The organism is Neoroseomonas eburnea (genome assembly GCF_018129005.1).
Taxonomy (GTDB): domain Bacteria; phylum Pseudomonadota; class Alphaproteobacteria; order Acetobacterales; family Acetobacteraceae; genus Neoroseomonas; species Neoroseomonas eburnea.
Genome location: NZ_JAAEDL010000040.1, coordinates 1 through 16,899, shown reverse-complemented (window position 1 = coordinate 16,899; position 16,899 = coordinate 1). Strand labels below are relative to the sequence as shown.

The following is a 16,899-nucleotide window of genomic DNA, read 5'->3' as shown; positions in this document are numbered from 1 at the left end:
CCCGTCTTCGGGTCATTCGATCAGCGCGCGGCGGTAGAGTTCCCGCACCATCGCGATGGGTCGCGGCGCCCCGGTGCCGGCCAGCAGCAGCGCGCGATGCTCCAGGATGTGCGGGCCGCCGGGCGGCAGGATCGCTTCGGAGAGCATGCGCCGGATCGGGTGCAGGCCTTCGACCACCAGGCCGAAGGGGCGGTCGGTGCCGTCCAGTTCCGCCTGCATGGTCGGGTCGAGCCGGGACGGCAGCCACCAGATGTCGCAATCGGACAGGGCTGCGCCGCCGCGCCGCAGCGTGACCCTGCGGTGCCGGACGCCATCCGGGCCGCCGGCGCCGAGCAGGGCGGTGATCACCTCCGCGCCGGGCGCCGATGCGGGGACGGCATGGCGCTCGACCCGGATCGGACCATCGCCGATGTCGCGTTCGGCACACCAGGATGCGAGCAGCCGCGTAGCACTTGCGGTCCGGCGGAGGCGATGCGCGAACTCGGCCAGCGGCCCGGCGGCTTCGGGACCGGAGGGAAGCAGGCGGCGCGACGGCATGGCGGTGGGCAGGCTTGGCCTTTCAATGCGGCGGCAAGGCTGTGACGGCCTTGCTGTGGCGCCTGCCGCTTCTAGCGCTGATCGGCCCCTGCCGCACCGTGCCGCGGTCCGAGGCATCTTGCATCCCTGCGACATTGTGCCACGTCATGCCGGCGGCGGTAGCGGTAGCGGTAGCGGTAGCGGTAGCGGTAGCGGTAGCGGTAGCGGATCCGGACCCACGGTCCGGCTGGACGCGGCAGGAGGTTCCATGACCGAGGACGAAGGCATCACGATTTCCGGCGCGGTCAAGGACAAGCTGATCCGCACCAAGGAACGCTGGGCGGAGGAGGGCCGGCTCCTCACCGGCACCACCGCCGACCCCGAGCGTGACCGACTGCCGCCCGGCCAGACCCTGGCGAAGGACTGGCCGGTGCTCGATCTCGGCGTGCAGCCCGATGTCCCGAAGGAAAAGTTCCGGCTGCGCGTCGAAGGGCTGGTGGCGAACCGCCTCGCCCTCGACTGGGACGGCTTCATGGCCCTGCCGCAGAGCGAGATGGTCGTCGACATCCACTGCGTCACCCAGTGGAGCCGCTACGACAACCGCTTCGGGGGCGTGAAGGTGCGCGACCTGCTGGCGGTCGCCCAGCCGACGCCGGAGGCGCGCTTCGTCTCCATGACCTGCTACGACGGCTACACGACGAACCTGACGCTCGAGGAGTTCGCCGCCGCCGACGTGATGTTCGCCCATTCGTGGGAAGGCCAGCCGCTGACGCGCCAGCATGGCGGGCCGGTGCGCCTCGTGCTGCCGAAGCTCTATTTCTGGAAGAGCCCGAAATGGATCACGCGGGTGGAACTGCTCGCCGCCGACCGGCCCGGCTTCTGGGAGGTGCGCGGCTACCACAATCACGGCGATCCCTGGCTGGAGGAGCGCTATGGCTGATGCCGCCCGTCGTGCCGTTCTCGCCGCGCCGCTGCTGATGGCCGCCGGCCCCGCCGAAGCCGACGCCTGGTCCTTCCGCTTCCCGGCGCTGGAAGGCGGGGAACACGACCTCGCCGGCTGGCGCGGGCGCGTGCTGCTGGTGGTCAACACCGCCTCCTTCTGCGGCTTCACCCCGCAATACGCGGCGCTGCAGCGGCTGCACGACCGCTATCAGGCGCGCGGGCTGACGGTGCTCGGCGTGCCGTCCAACGACTTCAACCAGGAAAGCGCGGACAACCGGCAGATCCGCGAATTCTGCGACGCGCAGTTCGGAATCGCGTTTCCGATGGCGGCGCTGTCCCATGTGCGCGGGCCGCAGGCGCATCCGTTCTTCGCCTGGGCGGCGGCAAGGGCCGGGGGCGAGCCGCAGTGGAACTTCCACAAGTACCTGGTGGCGCGGGACGGGCGGACGGTGAGGGGCTTCGCGACACGCGTCACGCCGGACAGCATCGAACTGACCCGCGCGGTCGAGACGGCATTGGCGTCGCCCGGCGCCTGACGCCGCGGAACGCGCCGCCGCGTGACGGATGGCGCGGCGGAAGCCTTCGCGACGGCGTCGGGGGCTTCGGCGGTGCGCCCGGAGCGCGGCATGGGGCCCTGCATGTCGCCCGGTGCATCAGTCCCAGGGCGACCGCGCGCAGTACTGGCCGATCCGACGGCGTCCCTTTCATGTCGTCGGGTGGCAGGGCGGGTCGCGCGATGCGGCGGCCGCAGGCATTCCGGCACGGCTGCGGCTGATCCGGCATCCGATGAGAATGCCGCAAGATATTGTTCTAAATAGCTTTATATCGATGCGGAGAATTTTCAGTGCGATCTTGCACTGAATGGGCGGATATCGTCTTGTTCCGGCCAAGGGCGCGTATTCCGACCCCCCCCATCGCCGCCCTGGCTGATGGGCGCGGAAGCCCCGGGCTGCTGCCATGGCCGTCCTTCCCGAGATCGCTGCCGGCGCCGCGGACATGGTCGCCTGGCGGCACCGCCTGCATGCGGCACCGGAAATCGGCTTCGAGGTGCACGAGACGGCGCGCTTCGTCGCCGGGTGCCTGCGCAGCTTCGGCTGCGACAGGGTCGAGACCGGCATCGGGGGCAGCGGCGTCGTGGGTGTCGTGCAGGGCCGCGCCGACGGCCCGGCGGTCGGGCTGCGCGCGGACATGGACGCGCTGCCGATCCACGAGGACACCGGGCTTGCCTACGGCTCGCGCCATGCCGGGCGGATGCATGCCTGCGGCCATGACGGCCATACGACCATCCTTCTCGGTGCCGCGAGGTATCTCTGCGCCACGCGGCGCTTCCGCGGCAGCGTCGTGCTGATCTTCCAGCCGGCCGAGGAGATCGGCCGCGGCGCCGCGGCGATGCTGGGGGATGCGCTGCTGGAACGCTTCCCGCTGCGCCGCGTCTTCGGCCTGCACAACTGGCCCGGCCTGTCCGAGGGCGTGGTGTTCTGCCGCGAAGGGCCCGTGATGGCGGCCGTGGCGGACCTCACCATCGGGCTCGCCGGCCATGGCGGCCATGGCGGGATGCCGCACATCGCCTCCGACCAGATCCTCGCCGCGGCGCATCTGGTGGTGGCCCTGCAGGGCATCGTCGCGCGCAACCTGCCGGCGGTCGAGGCCGGCGTCGTCAGCATCGGCCATGTCGAGGATACCGGCGCCTGGAACGTGCTGCCGTCCGAGGTCTGCCTGCGCGGCACCGTCCGCTGGTTCGCCCCGGAGATCGGCGACCTGCTGGAGCGCCGGATCGGCGAGGTCGCGCAGGCGGTCGCCGGCGCCTGGAACTGCCGTTGCAGCATGGAGTTCTGCCGCGTGACCCCCGCCGTGATGAACCACCCCGCCGCGACCCTGGAAGCGGAGGCCGCGACGCGGGAGGTGCTGGGCGATGCCGGCCTGGTCCTGCTGCCGGCGCCGCTGATGGCGGGCGACGACGTGGGGGCGCTGCTCGCGGCGGTTCCCGGTTGCTACCTCATGCTCGGTGCCGGCGGCGGTCCCGGCGCCATGCCGCTGCACCACCCGCGCTACGACTTCAACGACGGGTTGCTGCCGGTCGGGGCGAGCCTGATGGCGCGGCTCGCGGAGCGCGGATTGGACGGGGCCGACGGCGGCAATGCCTGATGCGGCCCGGTGTCCGCCCCGGTGTGATCGCAGGAGGAGGCGGTGTTCGAAAAATTCTACGATGCCGGCGCCACCGGCTATGAGCGTGTCTTCGGACGCGTCTCGCAGGATTTCGTCCCGGGCCTGCTGCGGGCGGCGCGCCTGGGTCCGGGCCAGCGGGTGCTCGATGTGGCGACCGGCACCGGCATCGTGGCGCGCGCCGTCGCGGAGCTTGTCGGCCCTTCCGGCAGCGTGGTCGCGGCGGATATCTCGCGACCGATGCTGGACCAGGCGCAGGACCGCCTGCGCGACCATCCCAACGTGTCCGTGGCGGAGGAGGACAGCCAGCACATGACCTTCCCGGATGCCAGCTTCGACGCGGTGCTCTGCGGCCTCGGCCTCATGCTGTTCCGGGAGCCGGCGAAGGCGCTGTCCGAGTTCCGGCGCGTGCTGCGGGATGGCGGGCGGGTCGCGGTCTCGGTGAACACAACCTCCGGGCGTTCCTTCGTCTCGCGCGTCCTGACGGCCATCGGCCGGCATGTGCCGGAAAGGGCAGGGGCCGCCGCGTTGTATTTCTCGCTCGGCGATGCCGCGCGCCTGCGGACGCTGTTCGCAGCCGCCGGCTTCCGCGAGGTGGAAACCGCGACCGAGTTGCGCCGCTATCCGTTTCCCTCCTTCGATGCCTACTTCGCGCCCATCGAGCGCGGCTTCGGTTCACTGGGGGCGGAGTTTGCATCGCTTCCCGCGGCGCTGCGTGCCGCAGTCCGCGAGGACGTCCGGCGGGAGCTCGCGGGAGAGGCCGATGCAGGCGGCGCGATCGAGGTGCCGGTGGAACTGCTGTTCGGCAGCGGGCGCCGGTAGCGCGCCCCGCTACGCGGCGAGGCGTGCCAGCAGCGCCGAGACCGCCGCCTCGAACATCTCGGGCGTCAGCCGCTTCGTCGAGGTGTTGTAGCGGCTCACATGATAGGAATCGGCAAGGAGCAGCCCGTGCGGCAGCGCATGGATCGTGCCATGGGCGAAGGCGAAGCGTGCCGCCGGAATGCCGTACGCGCGCAACAGCGCATTGTGCGCGACGGTGCCGAGCGCGAGCACCCCCCGCAGTCGCGGCATCGCCGCCAGCTCGGCCTTGAGGAAGCCGTTGCAGGTGCGGATCTCGGCGGGTGTCGGCAGGTTCCCGGGCGGCACGCAGCGCACGGCATTGGCGATGCGGCAGCCGGTCAGCTCCATGCCGTCATTCGGGTCCTCGAGGAACTGCCCGCGCGCCTGGCCGAATTTCAGCAACGTCCCGTAGAGCAGCCGCCCCGCATAATCGCCCGTGAAGGGCCGGCCGGTACGGTTCGCCCCCCTGACCCCCGGCGCCAGCCCGAGCACCAGCAGTGGCGCATCCCTCGGCCCCCAGGATGGCACCGGGCCGTTGTGCCATGCCGGGTTGGCTGCCCGGTTGGCCTCCCGGTAGGCGACAAGGCGCGGGCACAGCGGACAGTCATGCCCCGGCGCCGCCACGGTTCCGGGTTCCAGGGGCCCTCCGGCCCTTGGCCCGGAGGGGTCCGGGGAGGGGCGGAGCCTCTCCCCGGATGCGGCCTTGGGGTCCGGGGAGGGGCGGAGCCTCTCCCCGGATGCGGCCTTGGGGTCCGGGGAGGGGCGGAGCCCCTCTCCGGGTGCAGCTTTGGGGTCCGGGGAAGGGCGGAGCCCCTCCTCGGTCATGCCTCCGGCTCCGGCGCGTTGTCCGCGAAGGGATCCGCCGGCGTCGCCCGTGTCGGCCGCGGCGCGGGAGCGGGGGGTGCCGGCCGTCCGCGCGGCTCGACCTGCCTTCGCGTGAATTCCGGCGCGATCTCCTCGAGGTCGAGGAAGGTGTCGGCCTGGCGCCGCAGCTCATCGGCGATCATCGGCGGCTGCGACCGCACGGTGGAGACCACCGTCACCCGCACGCCCATCCGCTGGACCGCTTCCACCAGCCGGCGGAAATCCCCGTCGCCGGAGAACAGCACCACATGGTCGAGCTGCGGCGACAGTTCCAGCATGTCGACCGCCAGCTCGACATCCATGTTGCCCTTGATTCGCATGCGCCCGGCGGGGTCGGCCTGCTGCTTCGCCGGCTTCGTCACCACCTGCCAGCCATTGTAGGCGAGCCAGTCGGTCAGCGGGCGGAGGGGGGAGTAGTCCTCCGTCTCGACCAGCGCCGTGTAGTAGAAGGCGCGCACCAGGTATGTGCCGCCGCGGAAGTATTCCAGCATGGCGGCGAAATCGATCTCGAAGCCGAGCGCGCGCGAGGTGTGGTAGAGGTTCGCCCCATCCACGAACAGCCCGACCCGCTCCACGCCGCCGCTCCGTCTCATGCCGATGATCGTCCTGCCCTGCTGCCCTTTCCGCCGTCAACCGGGCGGGGAGGCGTCCGCTACACTGTTCGGACCCTGCTGTCATGGGCGCTGAGGCGGCGCTGGTCGCCATCGGCGCCAACCTGCCGCGGGCGGAGGGCGGGGGGCCGCTCGAGACCTGCCGCTGGGCGGTGGCGCGGCTGGCCGCGCTTCCCGGCATGCGGGTGGTCGCGGTCTCCTCCTGGTGGGAATCGGCGCCGATCCCGCCCGATCCGGCCGCGCCGCCCTTCGTCAACGGGGTGGCGCTGCTGGAGGGCGAAACCGACCCGGAGGCGCTGCTGGCCGCCCTGCATGAGATCGAGGACGAGGCCGGCCGGCAACGGCCCTATCCCAATGCGCCGCGGGTGCTCGACCTGGATCTGATCGATCTCGGCGGGCGGGTGCGGCGGGGACCGCCGCCGGTGCTGCCGCATCCGCGGGCGCATCTGCGCGCCTTCGTGCTGCTGCCGTTGGCGGAGGTGGCGCCGGGCTGGGTGCATCCGACGCTCGGGCGGGGGGTGCAGGCGCTGGTCGCGGCACTGGAGCCGCAGGAGATCCGGCGCTTCGAATCGACGTGACCCGGCGCGTCGCACCCCGCCCGTCGGCACCTGGAGGCGACTTGCCCCGGGGCCTCGCCTCGGGCCGGCAGCGGGCGGCGCGACCGCGCCTGCCGCGCAGGCACGCCGGCGGATGCCGGCGCCGCCATCGCCGAGGGCACAACATCTTGCACTGCAGCGTCACGCTGTCTATTTGGGGAGGTTACCGGAGAAGCCGGGCGCCCGGAGACCCCTTCCGCGCGCCCCTATCGTGTTTGGAGCCTCCATGGCGCGCGTCACCGTCGAAGACTGCATCGAGAAGGTCCCCAACCGCTTCGAGCTCGTGCTGCTCGCCGCCCAGCGTGCGCGCAACATCAGCCGCGGCGAGGTGATCGAGGTCGAGCGCGACAACGACAAGAACCCCGTGGTCGCCCTGCGCGAGATCGCCGAGGAGAAGGTCGATCTCGCCGCGCTCGAAGGCGACCTGATCAAGTCGCTGTCCCGCGCGCCGGAGCCCGAGCCCGCCGAGGAGGAGGTGATGGACATCATCGCCACCGACGAGAACATCTTCGGCATCATGGAAGTGCAGGAAGAAGCCCTTCCCGAGGCTGCCGCCGACGACATGTCGCCCGACGACATCGAGGCGGCGATCGCCGCCGAGCTGGGCGGCAAGCGCTAAGGGACCGCGCGCATGGGCCAGGGCGCCGGCGGCACCCGACGAACCGGCCCCGCGCTGGCGCCAGAAGGCCTGCGCACCGAAGCGAGCCTCGACCCGGGCGCCGAACTCGCCCGGCAGGTGCTCGCCTACGACCCCCGCGCCGATGCGGGGATGATCGAGGCGGCCTACCGCCTCGCGGCCGAGGCGCACGCGCCGCAGAAGCGGGAGGACGGTCAGCCCTACATCGTCCATCCGCTCGCCGTGGCCGGCATCCTCGCCGGCTACCGGCTGGATGCCGCGACGGTCGCCACCGCGCTGCTGCACGACACGGTGGAGGACACCGGCGTCACCCTTGCGGAGCTCGAGAAGCGCTTCGGCAAGGAAGTCGCGCGGCTGGTCGACGGCGTCACCAAGCTGACGCGGCTGGAACTGCAATCGGAACGCACCAAGCAGGCGGAGAATTTCCGCAAGCTCGTCCTCGCCATGAGCGAGGACATCCGGGTGCTGATCGTCAAGCTCGCCGACCGGCTGCACAACATGCGGACGCTCGGCGCCGTCGGGAAGCCGGAGAAGCGGCGCCGCACCGCGCGCGAGACGCTGGAGATCTACGCCCCCCTCGCCGAGCGCATCGGCATGGATGCGCTCAAGACCGAGATCGAGACGCTCGCCTTCCGGGAGATGAACCCGGATGCCTGGCAGACCATCGCCGCGCGCCTGACCTATCTGCGCGGCCAGGGCGCCGACCTGATCGAGGAGATCGAGCAGGACGTCCGCCGCGTGCTACGCGAGGCCGGGGTCGATGTCGTGGAGGTCCAGGGGCGCGAGAAGTCGCCCTATTCCATCTGGCTCAAGATGCAGCGCAAGAACGTGGCGTTCGAGCAACTCTCGGACATCATGGCCTTCCGCGTCATCGTGAAGGACAAGCACGACTGCTACGCGGCGCTCGGCGCGATCCATTCCGCCTATCGCGTCGTGCCCGGCCGCTTCAAGGACTGGATCAGCACGCCCAAGACCAATGGCTACCAGTCGCTGCACACCGGCGTGACGGTGCCCGAGCGCCGCAACGCCAAGATCGAGGTGCAGATCCGCACCCTCGATATGCACGAGGTGGCCGAATACGGTGTCGCCGCCCACTGGATCTACAAGCAGGGCGAGGGGACGGCGCCGAACCGCAAGCGCTACCCCTGGGTGCGCGACCTGCTGGAGATCCTGGAATCCGCGGCCGAGCCGCAGGAATTCCTCGAACACACCAAGCTCGAACTGCACCGCGACCAGGTCTTCTGCTTCACCCCCAAGGGCGACCTGATCGAGCTGCCGCGCGGCGCGACGCCGGTCGATTTCGCCTACCAGGTGCACTCCCAGGTCGGCGACAACACGGTGGGCGCCAAGGTCAACGGCAAGATCGTGCCGCTGCGCCATCCGCTCGAGAACGGCGACCAGGTCGAGATCATCACCGCGCGCGGCGGCACGCCGAACCCGGCCTGGGAACGCTTCGTCGTCACCGGCAAGGCGCGCGCGCGCATCCGCCGCTTCGTCCATGCCCGCCAGCGCGCGACGCAGAAGGAGGAAGGGCGCGCGGCGATCGCCAAGATCTTCCGCGCCGCCGGGCTCGACTTCTCGGAGAAGATCGCCGAGCCGGCGGTGAAGGCGCTGAAGCAGCCGGACTTCGAGACGCTGTGCATCGCCGTCGCCTCGGGCAACCTCTCGGCCCGCGACGTGCTGCACGCGGCGGTGCCGGAACTGCGCGCGCCCGCCCGCTCGACCGACCAGATGCAGCTCACGCGGGCGCGGGGCCGGCTCGGCGCCGGCCAGCTCCTGACGCCGGGCAAGGCGGAGCGCCCTTCCTCCGGGCGGCGCGAGGCGGCGATGGGCGTCACCGGCCTGGTCGCCGGCATGGCGGTGCACTTCGCCGGCTGCTGCCATCCGCTGCCGGGGGACCGCATCGTCGGCATCGTCACCACCGGCCGCGGCGTCACCATCCACAAGCACGATTGCCACGGGCTCGAGGCCTTCGCCGCCACGCCGGAGCGCTTCATCGACGTGGACTGGGAATATGACGGCGGCGCCAAGGGCGCCCATGTCGGCCGCATCGAGCTGACCGCCGAGAACACTTCCGGCGCGCTGGCCGGCCTGACCACGGCGATCGCGCGGCAGGACGGCGCGGTGAACAACCTCCGCATCCTCAACCGCGCGGGCGAATGGTGCGAGGTGCTGGTCGACGTGGAGGTGCGCGACACCTCGCATCTCGCCGCCATCCTCGCGGCGCTGCGCGCCTGCCCGGGTGTGACGCAGGTGGAAAGGGCGAAGGGATGACCGGTGGCCGCCCTGCAGCGGATTCCCCGCCGGCCCCCGGAGCCTCGGATCGGATTCGCCCCGCATGATCATCGGCATCGGCTCGGACGTGCTCGACATCCGCCGCCTCGAGAAGACCATCGAGCGGCACGGCGACCGCTTCCTCGAGCGCATCTTCACCCCGGTCGAGCGCGCCAAGGCGGAGCGGCGGGCGGAACGCATCCGCACCGCCACCTACGCCAAGCGCTTCGCGGCGAAGGAGGCAGCGTCCAAGGCGCTCGGCACCGGCTTCCGCGCGGGCGTGTTCTGGCGCGACCTCGGGGTGGTGAACCTGCCCTCCGGCCAGCCGACGCTGCGCCTGACGGGCGGTGCCGCGGACCGGCTGGCGGCGATCACGCCGCCCGGCCACCGGGCCGAGATCGCCCTCACGATGACCGACGAGTTCCCCTATGCCCAGGCGATGGTGGTGATCACCGCCGTCCCGCTTCCTTGACAGCACGCCCGCCCGCTGGTTTCCCTCGCGCCCGCGTGCCGTCCGCAACCCCCTCTCCAGGCCGTCGAAGCACTCATCCCATGGCGAAGAAGAAGTCCGGCGGCTGGCTGGAGAGCGTCAAGACCATCCTCTACGCGGCGCTGATCGCGATCGGCGTGCGCACCGTCGCCTTCGAGCCGTTCAACATCCCTTCCGGCTCGATGATCCCGACGCTGCTGGTGGGCGACTACCTGTTCGTATCGAAGTTCTCCTACGGCTATTCGCGGCATTCGATGCCATTCAGCCCGAACCTGTTCGAGGGACGGATCTTCGGTTCCCTGCCGCAGCGCGGCGACGTCGCCGTGTTCAAGCTGCCGCGCGACGGCGTGACGGACTACATCAAGCGCATCATCGGCCTGCCCGGGGACCGCATCCAGGTCCGCAACGGCATCCTGCACGTCAACGGCCAGGCAGTGACGCGCGAGGCGATGGGCCCCTTCACCGTGGAAGGCGACGGCCCGCGCATCACCGTGCGCCGCTACCGCGAGACCCTGCCGCCCGAGAACGGCCGTCCCGGCGTGACGCATGAGATCCTGGAAGCCACCGACGACGGCCCCTTCGACAACACGGTCGAGTTCCGCGTGCCGGACGGCCATGTCTTCGCCATGGGCGACAACCGCGACAACAGCCTGGACAGCAGGGCGATGAACGCGGTCGGCTTCATCCCCGTCGAGAACCTGGTCGGCCGGGCGGAGTTCATCTTCTTCTCGGTCGACGGCTCGGCTGCCTGGTGGGAGGTCTGGGCCTGGCCCTTCGCCATTCGCTGGAGCCGGATCTTCTCCGCCGTCCGATGAGCGGCATCGAGGAGAGGCTCGGCCACCGCTTCGCCGACCCGGCGCTGCTGGCGCAGGCGCTGACCCATCGCAGCGCGGCGGATGCGCGCGGCGGCCAGCTCGATTCGAACGAGCGGCTGGAATTTCTCGGCGACCGCGTGCTCGGCCTCGTCATCGCCGAGTGGCTGTCCGATCGCTACCCGGAGGAGCGCGAGGGCAACCTCACGCGCCGCCTCTCCGCCCTGGTGGCGTGGGAGACGCTGGCCCGGGTGGGGGAAGCGATCGGCCTCGCCGAGGCCCTCCGCATTCCGCCGGGAGAGGAGCGCGCCGGGCTGCGCGCCCGCCAGACGGTGATGGCCGATGCGGTCGAGGCGCTGCTCGGCGCCATCTACCTCGATGGCGGGCTCGACGCCGCCCGTGCGGTGATCCGCCGGCATTGGGCGGCGCTGCTGGAGGCGGCCGCCAAGCCGCCGGTCTCGGCCAAGAACCGGCTGCAGGAATACACGCTGGGGCGGGGCCTCGGACTGCCGGCCTATCGGCTGGTTTCGGCCGCCGGGCCGTCCCATGCACCCTTCTTCGTCGTTGCCGTCAGCGCGGCAGGGCGCGAGGCTGAGGGCTCGGGCGAGACCAAGCGCGCGGCGGAACTCGCCGCCGCGGAAGCCTGGCTCGCGGGAGTGACGCCGTGAACGACGCGACACGCTGCGGCCTGGTGGCGATCGTCGGCGCGCCGAATGCCGGCAAGTCCACGCTGGTGAACCGGCTGGCCGGCACCAAGGTGACGATCGTCTCGCCCAAGCCGCAGACCACGCGCTTCCGAATCCGCGCGGTGGTGATGCATGCGGGCAGCCAGATCATCCTGGTCGACACGCCCGGCATCTTCGCGCCGCGCCGGCGGCTCGACCGCGCCATGGTCGCCGCCGCCTGGGGCGGGGCGCAGGATGCCGACCTGACGCTGCTGGTGGTCGACGCCCGCGCCGGGCTGACGGACGCCGTGCGCAAGATCGCCGAGGGGCTGGCGAAATCCCGCCAGCCGGTCTGGCTGGCGCTGAACAAGACCGACCTGATCCCGCGCGAACGGCTGTTGCCGTTGACGGCGGACCTCAACGCCATCCTGCCCTTCGCCGAAACCTTCATGATCTCGGCCGAGAAGGGCGACGGGCTCGACCGGCTGCAGGACATGCTGGCCAAGGCGGTGCCGCCGGGGCCCTACCTCTTCCCCGAGGACGAGCTTTCCGACCTGCCCAACCGCATGCTGGCCGCCGAGCTCGTGCGCGAGCAGATCCTCCGCCAGACGCACCAGGAAGTGCCGCACCATGCCTCGGTCGAGACCGAGCAGTGGACGGAGAACGAGGACGGCTCGGTGCGGGTGGACTGCACCATCTACGTCTCCCGCGCGACGCAGAAGGCGATCCTGATCGGCGACAAGGGCAGCCGCATCCGCGCCATCGGCCAGAGCGCGCGGATCGAGCTGACGAAGCTGCTGGAACGCCCGGTGCACCTGTTCCTCAACGTGAAGGAGCGGACGGGCTGGGACGAGGAACGGGCGCGCATCCGCGCCATCGGCCTCGAGGACATGGGATGACCCGCCGCCCGGGCTGGGTCGTGGCCTGGGCCGTGGCGGGGGTGCTCGCCGTGATCTGGCTGGTCGCCTTCGCCGTCGCGCCCGCCGAATGCAACATGATCGGGCGCTGCCCCTGGTGGAGCGGCTTCGGCGTGATCGTGCTCGGGGCGCCGGTGGTGGCGCTTTCGGTGCTGGCGGCACTGGCGATGAGCCTCGTCGCCTGGATCCGGCATCGCTGAGATGGACTGGTCCGCCCCTGCCGTGGTGCTCGATGTCCGTCCCTATGGGGAAGGGGCCGCCATCGTTTCCCTGCTGACGGAGGAGCACGGCCGCCATGCCGGCCTCGCCAAGGGTGGTGCCTCCCGCGCGCAGGCCGGCATTTGGCTGCCGGGCAACCTCGTCGAGGCGCACTGGGTGGGCCGCCTGGCGGACCAGCTCGGCGCGCTGTCCGGGGAACTGGTCCACGCCGCCGCCGCGCTCGCCATGGATGACCCGCTGGCGCTGGCGCTGCTGTCCTCCGCCTGTGCCATCGCCGCCGACGCCCTGCCGGAACGCGAGCCGCATCCGCGGGCCTTCCATGCCCTGGTCTCCCTGATCGGGCACCTGGCCGGCGGGGCGGAGGGCGTCATGGCCGACTACGTGCGGTGGGAGACGCTGGTCCTGGGCGAGCTGGGCTACGGGCTTGATCTTTCCGCCTGCGCGGTGACCGGGGCCGGCGAAGGGCTGACCCATGTTTCCCCCCGGACCGGGCGGGCCGTCTGCGCGGAGGCCGCCGCACCCTATGCTGGCCGCCTGCTCGCCCTGCCGGCCTTCCTGCTGCACGAGGATGATCCGGGCGATCAGGCGGCCTGGGATGCCGGGCTGCGCCTGACGGGGCATTTCCTGGAACGCGATGCCTTCGGCGCGCGCCACCGGCCGGTGCCGGAGGCGCGGCACCGGTTGGCGGACCGGGTGGCGGCGCTGGCGGGGCAAGGCTGAGGGGGCGTCGCCCCCTCAAACTCCCCCACCAGGGGACACGGTCCCCTGGACCTGCGGTGACTCAAGTATCGGTTTCCAAAGGCCTTTCGGCCTTTGGCGGGGTGAGCCCGAGAGGGGCGGCGCCCCTCTCGGAGCCGGCCTTACCAGCCCTGGACCAGCCCTGCCTGCATCGCCGCCTGCCCCAGGCACAGCAGCGCCAGCACCGCTGCGAGCGCCCGCGCCCATGCCGGCGTCGCCGGCGCGTCGAGGCGCTGCGACAGGCTGCGGCGGATCACCATCGCCAGCGCCAGCCCCAGCCCGACCAGGGCCAGCACGACCCCCAGGTAGTTCACCTGGTATTGCGAGACCACCCGCCCGTTCACGACGGCCCGGCTCGACTCGCCGACGAAGACGACGAAGGGCAGCAGCAGCAGGACCGCCACCGCGACAAGCCGCTTCCAGATCGATCCTGTCATTCCGCCTGCTCCAGGTTTGCGAATGGAAGGCATATCCGGCGGCCCGACGGCAAGCGCGTGCGCCAGGTCACGCGGCTGGCGCGGCCGGGGCGGGGGGTGGTAGTCACGCTCCGACAGGAAAACCCGAATCACCCCGATGCCCGACGACGTGAAGACTCCCCCCCAGGAGGGCGGCGCGACGCGCGAGACGCGCCTCGCCGATGCGCTGTCCGAGCGCTACCTCGCCTATGCGCTGTCCACCATCACCGCGCGGTCGCTGCCGGATGTGCGCGACGGGCTGAAGCCCGTGCATCGCCGGCTGCTCTGGGCGATGCACCAGCTTCGCCTGGACCCGGCGACCGGCTTCAAGAAATGCGCCCGCATCGTCGGCGACGTGATGGGCAAGTACCACCCGCACGGCGACAGCTCGATCTACGAGGCGATGGTGCGCCTCGCGCAGGAATTCGCCGCGCGCTACCCGCTGGTGGAAGGCCAGGGCAATTTCGGCAACATCGACGGCGATAACGCCGCGGCCATGCGCTACACCGAAGCGCGGATGACCGAGGTCGCCAAGGCGATGCTGGAAGGCATCGAGGAGGACGCGGTCGATTTCCGCGCCACCTACGATGGCGAGGAACGCGAGCCGATCGTCCTGCCGGCCGCCTTCCCGAACCTGCTGGCCAACGGCGCGGCCGGCATCGCGGTCGGCATGGCGACGTCGATCCCGCCGCACAATGCGGGCGAGCTCTGCGATGCTGCGCTGGAACTGGTGCGCAATCCGGACGCCACCACCGATGACCTGCTGAAGCACATCTCCGGCCCGGATTTCCCGACCGGCGGCGTGCTGGTGGAACCCGCCGAGGCGATCCGCGACGCCTACGAGACCGGCCGCGGCGGCTTCCGCGTGCGCGCGAAGTGGGAACGCGAGGCGCTGAAGAACGGCACCTGGCAGATCGTCGTCACCGAGATCCCCTACCAGGTGCAGAAGGCGAAGCTGATCGAGCAGATCGCGCAGCTCCTGGAGGAGAAGAAGCTCCCGCTGCTCGGCGACGTGCGCGACGAGAGCACCGACGTCGTCCGCCTGGTGCTCGAGCCGAAATCCCGCACCGTCGAGCCCGCCGTGCTGATGGAGACGCTGTTCCGCGCCACCGCGCTCGAATCCCGCTTTCCGCTCAACATGAACGTGCTGGATGCGGAGCGCACGCCGCGGGTGATGGGCCTGCGCGAGGTGCTGCGCTCCTGGCTCGACCACCGGCACATCGTGCTGGTGCGGCGGACGGAGCACCGGCTCGCCGCGATCGCCCGGCGGCTCGAGATCCTCGACGGGTACCTGATCGTCTACCTCAACCTCGACGAGGTGATCCGCATCATCCGCGAGGAGGACGAGCCGAAGCCCGCGCTGATGGCGCGCTTCTCGCTGACCGACCTGCAGGCGGAATCCATCCTCAACATGCGCCTGCGCGCCCTGCGCAAGCTGGAGGAGATGGAGATCCGCAAGGAGCACAGGAAGCTCAGCGCGGAGCAGAAGCGCCTGCAGGGCCTGCTGAAGTCCGAGGGCAAGCGGTGGGAGGCGATCGCCGAGGAGATCGCGGCGACGCGGGCGAAGTTCGGCGACGGCGCCCTCGGCAAGCGCCGCACCGAAACCGGCCGCGTGCTGCCCGCCGTGCTGGTGGACGAGGCGGCCTTCGTCGAGCGCGAGCCGATCACCGTCATCCTCTCCGAGAAGGGCTGGATCCGTGCCCAGAAGGGCCACATCCCGCTCGACGGCGAGATCCGCTTCAAGGAAGGCGACAGCCTGCTGGTCGCGCTGCATGCCGAGACCACCGACCGCATCGTGGTCTTCGCCACCAACGGCAAGGCCTACACCATCAAGGCCGACAGCATCCCGCGCGGCCGCGGCGACGGCCAGCCGGTGCGCCTCATGGTGGACCTGACGAACGAGGATGCGGTGGTGGCGATGTTCGTCCATCGCGAGGCGCAGCGCTTCCTGGTCGCGGCCTCGGACGGCAAGGGATTCATCGTGAAGGGCGAGGACCTGCTGGCGGAGAAGCGCACCGGCAAGCAGGTGCTCAACGTCGATCCGCCGACCGAGGCGGCGCTCTGCGTGCCGGCGGATGGCGACGCCGTCGCGGTGATCGGGGACAACCGCAAGCTGCTGGTCTTCCCGGTGGAGCAGGTGCCCGAGATGACGCGCGGCCGGGGCGTGCAACTGCAGGCCTATCGCGACGGCGGGCTGTCGGACGCCAAGGTGTTCCGCAGGGCGGAAGGCCTGTCCTGGACGCTCGGCGGGCGGACGCGGACGGAGATCGACCTGCGGTCCTGGCTGGGCAACCGGGCCGGGGCCGGGAAGGCTCCGCCGAACGGCTTCCCGCGCGGCAACCGCTTCGAGTGATGCGGCGACACGGCGGCCGGCGACAAGATTTACGTCGATCGTTTTCTTTGCGGCCTGCGTTGTTATGCTGCGGGGGCACGAACGCATCCCCCGGACGCCGCATTGATCGAAGGCCAGGATCGCCGACCCTTCCCTGACCTGCGGAGCGCCGGGGGCGCCCCGCGGTCCGCGGTGTGCCGCGCGGCACGGCCGAAGCTCGGCGCCCTGGTGTTGGCCCTTGCCATCGCAGGCATCACGCCGGCTCGCGCGGATGGGCCGGTCGTCGCCATGCGGACCGGAATCCATCCGGGCTTCGGACGGCTGGTCTTCGACTGGCCCGTGCTGGTCGGCTACCGCGTGGAGCAGGACGGCCAGCGCGTCACCGTGCATTTCGACAGTCCGGCGCAGTTCCGGCTTGGCGCCACGCGGGCGCGCAACGTCGTCTCGGTCGCCGAGGCCGGCGGTGTGATCGTGGTCGAGGCCACCGCCGGCGCGCGACTGAGCCATTTCCGCGTCGGCAACCGCGTCGTGCTGGATTTCCACGACGGCGTGCCCCAGGCCGGGCGGCCCGGTGCCGTCGCGACACAGGCGGCCTCCGCCCTGCCGCCACCCGAGGTCCGATCGGTGCGCGCCGGGGCCACCCCGGCCCCAAGCCATGCCGCCGCGCAGGCGGCTCCAGCCGCGCCGATGCCCACCGCCGCTCCGTTGCCGGCCAGCGCCCGGACGGCCATGGACGCCGCACCGCCAGCCGCGGCTTCGGCGCCGGTCGCGGTTCCGGCGCCAGCCGCCGTGCCGGGAGCTGCCGCGGCCCCGGTGCGGTCCGCCGCG

At 71.3% G+C, this 16,899-nt stretch carries 18 protein-coding genes and 1 pseudogene; 15 read left to right on the top strand and 4 right to left on the bottom strand.

The window, feature by feature from the left end:
* Positions 1-12: 12 nt before the first annotated feature.
* Positions 13-537, bottom strand: coding sequence for a hypothetical protein (locus GXW74_RS24995; RefSeq protein WP_211849317.1), 525 nt, complete (start codon positions 535-537; stop codon positions 13-15).
* A gap of 247 nt (positions 538-784) precedes the next feature.
* On the opposite strand from GXW74_RS24995, the gene GXW74_RS24990 reads away from it, so the two are divergent.
* The 4 genes from GXW74_RS24990 to GXW74_RS24975 all read left to right on the top strand — a co-directional run bounded on the left by GXW74_RS24990 (position 785) and on the right by GXW74_RS24975 (position 4,443).
* Complete coding sequence (locus GXW74_RS24990; protein WP_211849316.1) at positions 785-1,456, top strand: sulfite oxidase-like oxidoreductase; 672 nt, start codon at positions 785-787, stop codon at positions 1,454-1,456.
* The gene (locus tag GXW74_RS24985) at positions 1,449-1,994 is read left to right on the top strand and encodes a glutathione peroxidase (RefSeq protein ID WP_211849315.1); all 546 of its coding nucleotides are present in this window, start codon (positions 1,449-1,451) and stop codon (positions 1,992-1,994) included. Before GXW74_RS24990 ends, GXW74_RS24985 begins: the two co-directional genes overlap by 8 nt.
* A 421-nt stretch (positions 1,995-2,415) precedes the next feature.
* Entirely contained in the window at positions 2,416-3,603 is a 1,188-nt protein-coding gene (locus tag GXW74_RS24980; protein ID WP_211849314.1) for an amidohydrolase, read from the top strand.
* A gap of 42 nt (positions 3,604-3,645) precedes the next feature.
* Positions 3,646-4,443, top strand: a complete 798-nt coding sequence (locus tag GXW74_RS24975) for a methyltransferase domain-containing protein (RefSeq protein WP_211849313.1) — start codon at positions 3,646-3,648, stop codon at positions 4,441-4,443.
* Between the two features lie 9 nt (positions 4,444-4,452).
* On the opposite strand, the gene GXW74_RS24970 is transcribed toward GXW74_RS24975, so the two are convergent.
* Complete coding sequence (locus GXW74_RS24970) at positions 4,453-5,085, bottom strand: uracil-DNA glycosylase (protein ID WP_338148328.1); 633 nt, start codon at positions 5,083-5,085, stop codon at positions 4,453-4,455.
* 197 nt (positions 5,086-5,282) lie between these two features.
* Positions 5,283-5,918 (bottom strand): LabA-like NYN domain-containing protein, encoded by a 636-nt coding sequence (locus GXW74_RS24965; RefSeq protein WP_211849311.1) that lies wholly within the window; start codon positions 5,916-5,918, stop codon positions 5,283-5,285.
* A gap of 83 nt (positions 5,919-6,001) precedes the next feature.
* Between GXW74_RS24965 and folK the strand changes: the two genes are divergently transcribed.
* The 9 genes from folK to recO all read left to right on the top strand — a co-directional run bounded on the left by folK (position 6,002) and on the right by recO (position 13,266).
* A complete protein-coding gene (gene folK, locus GXW74_RS24960; protein WP_211849310.1) occupies positions 6,002-6,514 on the top strand; it encodes a 2-amino-4-hydroxy-6-hydroxymethyldihydropteridine diphosphokinase in 513 nt (170 codons plus the stop codon).
* A 244-nt stretch (positions 6,515-6,758) separates the two neighbouring features.
* Positions 6,759-7,151 carry a DNA-directed RNA polymerase subunit omega gene (gene rpoZ / locus GXW74_RS24955; protein WP_211849309.1) on the top strand — a complete coding sequence of 131 codons (393 nt, stop codon included), beginning with the start codon at positions 6,759-6,761 and terminating at the stop codon, positions 7,149-7,151.
* A 12-nt stretch (positions 7,152-7,163) separates the two neighbouring features.
* Positions 7,164-9,443: a RelA/SpoT family protein gene (locus tag GXW74_RS24950; RefSeq protein ID WP_211849308.1), complete on the top strand. Its 2,280-nt coding sequence runs from the start codon at positions 7,164-7,166 to the stop codon at positions 9,441-9,443.
* A gap of 64 nt (positions 9,444-9,507) precedes the next feature.
* The gene (gene acpS, locus GXW74_RS24945) at positions 9,508-9,915 is read left to right on the top strand and encodes a holo-ACP synthase (protein WP_211849307.1); all 408 of its coding nucleotides are present in this window, start codon (positions 9,508-9,510) and stop codon (positions 9,913-9,915) included.
* Positions 9,916-9,995: 80 nt separating this feature from the next.
* Positions 9,996-10,748 carry a signal peptidase I gene (lepB, locus tag GXW74_RS24940; RefSeq protein WP_211849306.1) on the top strand — a complete coding sequence of 251 codons (753 nt, stop codon included), beginning with the start codon at positions 9,996-9,998 and terminating at the stop codon, positions 10,746-10,748.
* Entirely contained in the window at positions 10,745-11,413 is a 669-nt protein-coding gene (rnc, locus tag GXW74_RS24935) for a ribonuclease III (RefSeq protein WP_211849305.1), read from the top strand. Before lepB ends, rnc begins: the two co-directional genes overlap by 4 nt.
* Positions 11,410-12,309: a GTPase Era gene (era, locus tag GXW74_RS24930; RefSeq protein WP_211849304.1), complete on the top strand. Its 900-nt coding sequence runs from the start codon at positions 11,410-11,412 to the stop codon at positions 12,307-12,309. The genes rnc and era overlap by 4 nt, the downstream gene beginning before the upstream one ends.
* Positions 12,306-12,527, top strand: coding sequence for a hypothetical protein (locus GXW74_RS24925; protein ID WP_211849303.1), 222 nt, complete (start codon positions 12,306-12,308; stop codon positions 12,525-12,527). The genes era and GXW74_RS24925 overlap by 4 nt, the downstream gene beginning before the upstream one ends.
* Position 12,528: 1 nt before the next feature.
* The gene (gene recO, locus GXW74_RS24920; RefSeq protein ID WP_211849302.1) at positions 12,529-13,266 is read left to right on the top strand and encodes a DNA repair protein RecO; all 738 of its coding nucleotides are present in this window, start codon (positions 12,529-12,531) and stop codon (positions 13,264-13,266) included.
* 140 nt (positions 13,267-13,406) lie between these two features.
* Here the strand turns inward: recO and GXW74_RS24915 are convergent, their stop codons facing one another.
* On the bottom strand, positions 13,407-13,721 hold the full coding sequence (locus GXW74_RS24915) for a hypothetical protein (RefSeq protein WP_211849301.1): 315 nt from the start codon (positions 13,719-13,721) through the stop codon (positions 13,407-13,409).
* A gap of 136 nt (positions 13,722-13,857) precedes the next feature.
* Between GXW74_RS24915 and parC the strand changes: the two genes are divergently transcribed.
* Together parC and GXW74_RS24905 are read left to right on the top strand one after the other, a co-directional pair.
* Positions 13,858-16,092 (top strand): DNA topoisomerase IV subunit A, encoded by a 2,235-nt coding sequence (gene parC / locus GXW74_RS24910; protein ID WP_211849300.1) that lies wholly within the window; start codon positions 13,858-13,860, stop codon positions 16,090-16,092.
* A gap of 267 nt (positions 16,093-16,359) precedes the next feature.
* A pseudogene (locus tag GXW74_RS24905) lies at positions 16,360-16,899 on the top strand (hypothetical protein); the annotation flags it as partial.